General features: G+C 62.9%; 8 protein-coding genes and 1 pseudogene. 1 reads left to right on the top strand and 8 read right to left on the bottom strand.

Features of this window, described 5'->3' with window-relative positions:
* A pseudogene (locus tag L4923_RS27555) lies at positions 1-144 on the top strand (IS110 family transposase); the annotation flags it as partial.
* Between the two features lie 176 nt (positions 145-320).
* Here the strand turns inward: L4923_RS27555 and L4923_RS27550 are convergent.
* The 8 genes from L4923_RS27550 to L4923_RS27515 all read right to left on the bottom strand — a co-directional run bounded on the left by L4923_RS27550 (position 321) and on the right by L4923_RS27515 (position 7,680).
* Entirely contained in the window at positions 321-1,163 is an 843-nt protein-coding gene (locus L4923_RS27550; RefSeq protein ID WP_239370302.1) for an aldo/keto reductase, read from the bottom strand.
* Between the two features lie 173 nt (positions 1,164-1,336).
* Positions 1,337-3,742: a phenylalanine--tRNA ligase subunit beta gene (gene pheT, locus L4923_RS27545; RefSeq protein WP_239370301.1), complete on the bottom strand. Its 2,406-nt coding sequence runs from the start codon at positions 3,740-3,742 to the stop codon at positions 1,337-1,339.
* Positions 3,739-4,173, bottom strand: coding sequence for an ASCH domain-containing protein (locus L4923_RS27540; protein ID WP_239370300.1), 435 nt, complete (start codon positions 4,171-4,173; stop codon positions 3,739-3,741). The genes pheT and L4923_RS27540 overlap by 4 nt, the downstream gene beginning before the upstream one ends.
* On the bottom strand, positions 4,170-5,267 hold the full coding sequence (gene pheS / locus L4923_RS27535; protein ID WP_239370299.1) for a phenylalanine--tRNA ligase subunit alpha: 1,098 nt from the start codon (positions 5,265-5,267) through the stop codon (positions 4,170-4,172). Before pheS ends, L4923_RS27540 begins: the two co-directional genes overlap by 4 nt.
* A 216-nt stretch (positions 5,268-5,483) precedes the next feature.
* On the bottom strand, positions 5,484-5,885 hold the full coding sequence (gene rplT / locus L4923_RS27530) for a 50S ribosomal protein L20 (RefSeq protein WP_024924238.1): 402 nt from the start codon (positions 5,883-5,885) through the stop codon (positions 5,484-5,486).
* A gap of 34 nt (positions 5,886-5,919) precedes the next feature.
* Positions 5,920-6,123, bottom strand: a complete 204-nt coding sequence (gene rpmI / locus L4923_RS27525; RefSeq protein WP_239370298.1) for a 50S ribosomal protein L35 — start codon at positions 6,121-6,123, stop codon at positions 5,920-5,922.
* Between the two features lie 169 nt (positions 6,124-6,292).
* Positions 6,293-6,925, bottom strand: coding sequence for a methyltransferase family protein (locus tag L4923_RS27520; protein ID WP_239370297.1), 633 nt, complete (start codon positions 6,923-6,925; stop codon positions 6,293-6,295).
* Between the two features lie 113 nt (positions 6,926-7,038).
* Complete coding sequence (locus L4923_RS27515; protein ID WP_239370296.1) at positions 7,039-7,680, bottom strand: methyltransferase family protein; 642 nt, start codon at positions 7,678-7,680, stop codon at positions 7,039-7,041.
* Positions 7,681-7,745: the final 65 nt, after the last annotated feature.

Genomic DNA, 7,745 nt, shown 5'->3' with positions numbered 1-7,745 from the left:
GCTGGCCATGGCCAGTTCGCAGCCTTCTACAGCCGTCTCGTCGGCAACGGCAAAAAGCCAATCGTCGCCATCGCTGCAGTCATGAGAAAGATCGTCATCACGCTCAACGCAAGGCTCAGAGACGCCGAAAGTCCTCAGAGTTGATGAGGGCCGTTGGGGTGCCAGGACGCCAATTCTGATACGTCTCAGTACTTAGCACGGTTGCACAATAGCCCTCATCTTGAGTGCGAGCCCGCAAAGCGCTTGAAAATTCATGCAAAACTTGGCGGGCGAGCCTCGAAGGACGCACCAAAACACGACGCCCGCGCTTCAAACGGCCCTCAGATCATCTCCAACGGCACCTTGCGGCGCGGCGGCGGGAAGGCGGCATCGATTTCAGCCAGATCCACCTCGGTCAGCACGAGATCGACAGCGACCCGATTGGCGCGGACATGCTCCGGCTTAACGGCTTTCGGAATGGCGATGACGCCCTTGTGGCGCAGCACCCAGGCCAGCGCCACCTGCGTAGTGCTGACATCGTGACGCCGGGCGATCCCGGCAAGCCTATCGTCGCCTGCAAAGGCGCCTTGCCCGATCGGCGAATAGGCCATGACCGGGATGTTCTCCTGCTGCGAAGCCGGCAAAAGATCGAACTCGATGCCGCGGCTTTCAAGATTGTAGAGCACCTGGTTGGTCTGCACTGCAGAGCTGCCGGAAACGCGCGCCAGCTCCTGCATGTCGTCGAGATCGAAATTGCTGACGCCCCAATGGCCGATCTTGCCGTCGGCCTGGAGCGCCTCGAAGGCTTCGACTGTCTCGGCCAGCGGCACGCCGCCGCGCCAATGCAGCAGGTAAAGATCGATATGATCCGTACCCAGCCGTCTCAGGCTGGCCTCGCAGGCCGCAATCGTGCGCTGGCGCGACGCATTCGACGGCAACACCTTGGAGACCAGGAAGGCCTCGTCGCGGCGCCCGGCGATCGCGTCGCGCACCACTTCCTCGGCACCACCCGAGGCATACATCTCGGCAGTGTCGATCAGCGACATGCCGAGATCGAGCCCAAGCCGCAGCGCCGCCACTTCATCGGCAGCGCGGCGCCTGTCCTCGCCCATATACCAGGTGCCCTGGCCGAGCACCGGAACGTCGATGCCGGCGGGAAGTCGTGTGGTACGGATCGCCGGCATCGTTGCTATCTCCCAGCACTATCCAAATGGTCATCTCGAATGACCGTTTGAGCGCGCGCCAATTGCTTATGTTCTTGGGCGCCGCGCCCGTTGGCGCGAGAGCCAAGCGGCCCGGATGGGCCGCGCCGGCGATTGAGGCGCCCTGGATGTGTCAACATCCAGGGCCTCTGGTATTATGTACGCAGCACGCCGCCGGTCTGCTTGGCAACGTTTTCGACCACGCGCTTGGCGAGCGCTTCGAAATCCTCGTCGGTCAGCGTCTTTTCCACCGGCTGGATCGAGATCTCGATGGCGATCGACTTCTTGCCTGCCCCCAGCGCGGCCCCTTCGAACACGTCGAAGACGGAAACGCCGGTGATCAGCTTCTTGTCGGCGGCAAGGGCGGCACGCGTCAACGTACCAGCCTCGACAGCCTTGTCGACGACAAAGGCGAAGTCGCGCTTCACGGCCTGGAAGGACGAGAGCTCCAGCTTCGGCTTGGTGCGGGTCGGCTTGGCCTTCGGCTCCGGGACGGTGTCGACAAACACTTCAAAGCCGCAGAGTGGGCCGGAAGCGTCGAGCACTTCCAGTGCCGTCGGATGGAACTCGCCGAAATGGCCGAGCACCACCTTGGGGCCGAGCTTGATGACGCCGGAGCGACCCGGATGATACCAGGACGGCGCACCCGTCTCGATCTGGAGCCGGTCGACCGGCGCACCGCAGGCTTCAAGCACCGCGATGGCGTCGGCCTTGGCATCGAACACGCCAACCCCCTGCGCATTGCCTGCCCAGTGGCGGCCGGAACCGCCGAGCTTGGCAGTACCGCGACGCACGCCGGCTGCGACGCGACGCTGCGCTTCAGGCGTATCACCTTCATAGGTGCCGGATACCTCGAACAACGCGACATCACCGAGCCCGCGATCGGCGTTGCGCTGTGCCGCAGCGACAAGGCCGGGCAGCAGCGACGGCCGCATGTCGGACATGTCGGCGGCGATCGGGTTCGCCAGCTTCAGGTGCTTCTGGCCCCCGCCGAACAGCTCGGCGTGCTTCACCGGGATGAACGACCACGTCACCGCTTCCATCATGCCGCGCACGGCCAGCGCACGCTTGGCAGCGCGGGTGCGGATCTGCAGCGTGGTCAGGATCTTGCCGTTGACGACGCCATGGCTGGACAGCGGTTGCGGCCGGATCTCGTCGACGCCGTGGATGCGCATCACCTCTTCGACCAGGTCGGCTTTGCCGTCGACGTCGGGGCGCCAGGATGGCACCGCGACCTCGACCACATCGCCATCACCCTTCACGACGAAACCGAGCCGGGTCAGGATATCGAGGCTTGTCGAGCCCGGCACATCGATGCCGGTCAGGCGCTTGACCTCCGACACAGGGAAGGAAACGACCTTCGGCGTGAAGCCGGTCTCGCCCGACACTTCTACCTCGGCCGGCTCGCCGCCGCAGAGATCCAGCACCATGCGCGTGGCAAGCTCGATGCCCGGGCCGTTGAAGGCCGGATCGATGCCACGCTCGTTGCGGTAGCGGGCATCGGTGATGATGCCGAGCGTACGGCCGGTGCGCGCTACGGTCAGCGGCTCCCAGACGGCGGCCTCGATCAGCACGTCGGTGGTGTTCTCGTCACAGCCCGAATGTTCGCCGCCCATGACGCCGGCGAGGGATTCAACGCCATTGTCATCAGCGATCACGCACATGTCAGGGGTCACGGCATAGGTGCGGCCATCGAGCGCCAGAACGCTTTCGCCTTCCTTGCCACGGCGGACCACCAGGTCGCCCGCGACCTTGGCAGCGTCGAAGACGTGCAGCGGGCGGCCGCGATCGAAAGTGATGTAGTTGGTCATGTCGACCAGCGCGTTGATCGGCCGCAAGCCGATCGCCATCAGCCGCTGCTGCAGCCATTTCGGCGACGGACCGTTCTTGACGTTGCGCACCAGCCGCAATGCGAAGACGCGGCAGAGATCCGGCGCTTCGATCTTGACCTTGACGGGCGTGGCGCCCTTGCCGGCGACCGGTTCGACCGGCGCGGTCTTCAGTTTGCCGAGACCCGATGCAGCGAGATCGCGCGCGATGCCATAGACACCCGTGGCCTCCGGATGGTTCGGCGTCAGGTTGATCTCGATGACCGGATCGTCGAGATGGGCATAAGCCGCGAAGGATGTGCCGACCGGCGCATCCTGCGGCAGATCGATGATGCCGTTGTGTTCGTCCGACAGTTCGAGTTCACGCTCGGAACACATCATGCCGTGGCTTTCGACGCCACGGATCTTGCCGACCGAGAGGGTGACGTCGATGCCGGGCACATAGGTGCCGGGCGCCGCGAAGGCGCCGATCATCCCGGCGCGCGCGTTGGGCGCACCGCAGACGACCTGTATGGGCGTGCCGGAGCCGATGTCGACACTCAGCACCTGCAGCTTGTCGGCGTCCGGATGTTTTGCAGCCGTCAGCACCTTGGCAATGACGAAGGGCTTCAGCGCTGCCTTGTCGTCGACCGACTCGACCTCGAGGCCGATCGACGTCAGACGCTCGACGATCTCGTCCAGCGTGGCATCGGTTTCCAGATGATCCTTGAGCCAGGAGAGGGTGAATTTCATGGGTTCACTCGTTTCGTATCGTTACGGTCGAGCACTTCCACCAGCCGGAACCGCTCACAAATCAGAATCATGTCCGGCGAATAACCGCCATTACGGCCGAAATAGGCTTCGTGTGCCTCTCGCCAGTACTCATAGGACAGGTCGCCTTCGCCTTCTTCGCGCGCAAAGTCAGCATCGACTTCGTCGAAGCGCTTCATGTCCACCGACACCGTCTCGATGACCGCGGCACGGCGGCCCTGGCCATCGAGCACCACGTCGCGCCGCCCAACCACCGGCACCGGCTCGTGATCGCCGAAGTCGCGGAGTGCGCCACAGGTCGCGGTCTTGCGGCCTGCCAGCACCAGCGCCAGCAGTTCGTCCGCCAGTTCCGGACTGTCGCCGAAGGCGAAGGTCACGGCACCGGCATAAGGACCGGCAACAGCACTCGTCATGTGCTGAGGCCGCCGAACAAAGTCGGCATGTCGAGCGGGCGGAAGCCGTAATGCGACAGCCAGCGCACGTCGGCGTCGAAGAAGGCGCGCAGGTCCGGCATGCCGTATTTCAGCATGGCAATGCGGTCGATGCCCATGCCCCAGGCGAAGCCCTGGTACTCGTCTGGATCGAGCCCGCCGGCGCGCAGCACATTGGGATGAACCATGCCGCAGCCGAGGATCTCCATCCAGTCGTTACCCTCGCCGAAGCGCACTTCGCCCGGCCGCGAGCGGTCGCACTGGATATCGACTTCCAGGCTCGGTTCCGTGAACGGGAAGAAGGACGGACGGAAGCGCATCTTCAGGCTTGGCACTTCGAAGAAGGCCTTGCAGAACTCTTCCAGCACCCAGCGCATGTTGGCGACGTTTGCCGTGCGGTCGATGACCAGCCCTTCGAGCTGGTGGAACATCGGCGTATGGGTCGCGTCTGAATCCATGCGGTAGGTCTTGCCCGGGATGACGATGCGGATCGGCGGCTTCTGCGCCTCCATGGTGCGGATCTGCACCGGAGAGGTGTGGGTGCGCAGCAGCTTGGCCTCGTTGCCCTCGGCCGCCTGCAGGAAAAACGTGTCGTGCATCTCGCGCGCCGGGTGGCCGACGGGGAAGTTCAGCGCGGTGAAGTTATAGTGGTCGGTTTCGATGTCCGGGCCTTCGGCGATCGCGAAGCCCATGTCGCCGAAGATGGCGGCGATTTCGTCGATGACCTGGCTGATGGGATGGATGCGGCCGCGCTCTGCCGGCGACTGGCGCACCGGCAGCGTGACATCGAGCGTCTCGGCAACGAGGCGGGCGGCCACGGCCGCATTCTTCAGCTCGGCCTTGCGGGCGGCCAGCGCCTCGGTGACGCGGTTTTTCAGCCCGTTGATCGCAGGGCCCTGCACCTGGCGCTCCTCGGCGGTCATCGCGCCCAGCGTCTTCAACAGCTCCGATACGGAGCCCTTCTTGCCGAGAGCGGCGATGCGCACGGCTTCGATGGCCTGCTCGTCGGCAGCAGCCGCTATATCGGCAAGCAGCGCGCTCTCCAGGACTTCGAGATTTCCAGCGTTGGCGTTCACGATAAAACTCTTTCGATCGGGACTATCCGTCGGCTGTACAAAGGCCGCTTGATAGCGAGTGGTTACTCTTTCTGTTTCTACGCAATTCCGAACGCAAAACCGCTGCACACTTTTGCTGGAATTGCTCTGGAGCGCGACATAAGAAAAACCCGCGCCAGCCGTGCCAGCGCGGGTTTCCCAAATCAGATTTCGAAAAGCTTGGGAAGACGCTGGTCTTTAAGCGACAGCGCTTTCAAAAGCATTCGGGGTGGTGTTCTTCAGATATTCGAGCGCGACCTTGGCCTTGCCGACGAGCACGGCGAAAGCCTGCGGCTCGTGGATGGCCATATCGGACAGGACCTTGCGGTCGATCTCGATGCCAGCCTTGTTGAGGCCGTCGATGAAGCGGCCATAGGTCAGGCCATGCTCGCGCACAGCGGCGTTGATGCGCTGTACCCAGAGCGCGCGGAAGTTACGCTTGCGCGCCTTGCGGTCGCGATAGGCGTACTGCAGCGACTTCTCGACCGCCTGCTTGGCGATACGGATGGTGTTCTTGCGACGGCCGTAGAAACCCTTGGCGGCTTTCAGGACCTTCTTGTGCTTGGCGTGGGCGGTAACGCCTCTCTTTACACGTGCCATGTCATGATCTCCTTAAATTCAGCGCTAGCCGGGCTTACAGGCCGTTCGGCAGGAAGTTCTTGATGACCTTCTTGCCATCCGGTTCAGCCAGAACCATCGTGCCGCGGGCATCGCGAATGAACTTGTTGGTGCGCTTGATCATGCCATGGCGCTTGCCGGCAGCAGCCGACTTGACCTTGCCAGTCGCAGTGATCTTGAACCGCTTCTTGGCGGCCGATTTGGTCTTCATCTTGGGCATTTTGCTACTCCTTTGCGAGGGCTTAGCACCCTCTTGTTGTTGTTTCCGGGCCGACCAAAGCCTGGAAAGCAAATGAAACCGCCACGGCATGCCCTGCCGGGCGGTTTTTCTGGAACGCGGCCCTATACTGCAAAGAGGCCTGCAGCGCAATCCCCGACGCGCTGCAGCGTCAATACAGCCAGAAAAGGATCGGGACCAGCCCGTTCTCCTGGCCTTCTTCGATGAATTCGAAGAAGGGGATGGCTGCCAGGAACATCAGCCCGTCGCGCATGGTGAGGTTGAAGATGCGCGGCGTGAACGTCACTTCCGCCTGATCCCGGTAAAGCCGCGGATTCGGCAGGAAGCGCGGCACCCGCTGCAGATAATCCTCATAGGGGGCACCGAGCGCGGACTTGAGATAACGCTCCTCGCGCCGGGCAACAACGTGGAATGCGGCCGCACAGAGAAGTGTGGAGACGATCGTCACCAACACACTGCCGGTCTGAGCGCCGATGCCGGCGACGGCAATGGTGGAAAAGAAATACAGCGGATTGCGCATCACCGAATAAGGTCCGGTCGAAATCAGCTCCGCCGATTTGCGGCCGCCGATATAGAGGATCGACCAGAGACGGCCGCCGATGCCGACCAGGATCAGGGCGAGGCCTGTCGATTCGATCCGTTCATGGGTGAGCTCGTCATGCAGCGAGCCGCTGAAGACGAGAAGCCCGAAGAAAACAATAATCAGGAGGGCGAGGCCGCCGCGCCGTCGTCGCTGATAGCGCCCCAAAGCCTCGAGCGCCTCGGATGATGGGGTAGTGGGCATGGAAGAAGACCCGGCCGCAGAACTGCGACCACGTGTTTGTCGGCCCGGTTTGCGGAATTTATCGGGTCTGTTTGTGGAATTTACCCGGTCTGTTTGCGGAGAATTCGTGGCGGTCAGGGCAACCGGAAAAGCACGGGCAGCGCGCCGGAGCCTTGCGCATTCTCGATCAGCTCGAAGATCGGCATGGCTGCCAGGAAAACCAGGCCGTCGAGCAAGGTGTTGAGCAGGAGGCGCGGCTTGAAGGAGCCGGTATCGCCTTCCTGATAGAGGGAAAGATTCGGAATAAAGCGCGGCACGCGGGCGAGATAGGCCTTGTAGGGCGCCCCGAGTTCATCCTTCAGGAAGCGCTCCTCGCGCAGGATGACAATATGGAAGGCGCCGGCGCAGAGCAGGGCAAAGCCCACTGTGGCAACGAGCGAGCCCATCTGCGCGCCGACGCCGGCGGCGGCAAGCGTCGAGAAAACATAAAGCGGGTTGCGGGTAATGGAATACGGTCCGCCCGTCACGACCTCATGCGACTTGCGCCCGCCGATATAGAGCGTCGACCACAATCGTCCGGCGATGCCGAGGAACATCATCAGCACGCCGACCATTTCCACGGTTTCGTGGATGAAGCCTTCCGGCGGATAGATCGCCTCTCCGAACAACAGCGCTGCGAACATCGCTAAGATGACGATGGCGAGCACGAGGCGGCGCAGCGATTGATAGGTGCCAAGCGCACGCCGGGCATCCGTCTCGGCGATCTTGTTGTCCATGCCGGAATTCCAATCGTCGCAACCCGCCACAATGCGCGGTGACAAAACACCAAGTTGAGGCAGCA

The organism is Terribium retamae (assembly GCF_022347545.1).
Taxonomy (GTDB): Bacteria; Pseudomonadota; Alphaproteobacteria; order Rhizobiales; family Rhizobiaceae; genus Mesorhizobium; species Mesorhizobium retamae.
This window is presented reverse-complemented; position numbering and strand designations above follow the sequence as displayed.

What these genes read in the sequence shown, in the direction of transcription:
- L4923_RS27550 (WP_239370302.1), bottom strand. Translation starts at nt 1,163, where the DNA reads ATGCCGGCGATCCGTACCACACGACTTCCCGCCGGCATCGACGTTCCG.
- pheT (WP_239370301.1), bottom strand. Translation starts at nt 3,742, where the DNA reads ATGAAATTCACCCTCTCCTGGCTCAAGGATCATCTGGAAACCGATGCC.
- L4923_RS27540 (WP_239370300.1), bottom strand. Translation starts at nt 4,173, where the DNA reads ATGACGAGTGCTGTTGCCGGTCCTTATGCCGGTGCCGTGACCTTCGCC.
- rplT (WP_024924238.1), bottom strand. Translation starts at nt 5,885, where the DNA reads ATGGCACGTGTAAAGAGAGGCGTTACCGCCCACGCCAAGCACAAGAAG.
- rpmI (WP_239370298.1), bottom strand. Translation starts at nt 6,123, where the DNA reads ATGCCCAAGATGAAGACCAAATCGGCCGCCAAGAAGCGGTTCAAGATC.
- L4923_RS27520 (WP_239370297.1), bottom strand. Translation starts at nt 6,925, where the DNA reads ATGCCCACTACCCCATCATCCGAGGCGCTCGAGGCTTTGGGGCGCTAT.
- L4923_RS27515 (WP_239370296.1), bottom strand. Translation starts at nt 7,680, where the DNA reads ATGGACAACAAGATCGCCGAGACGGATGCCCGGCGTGCGCTTGGCACC.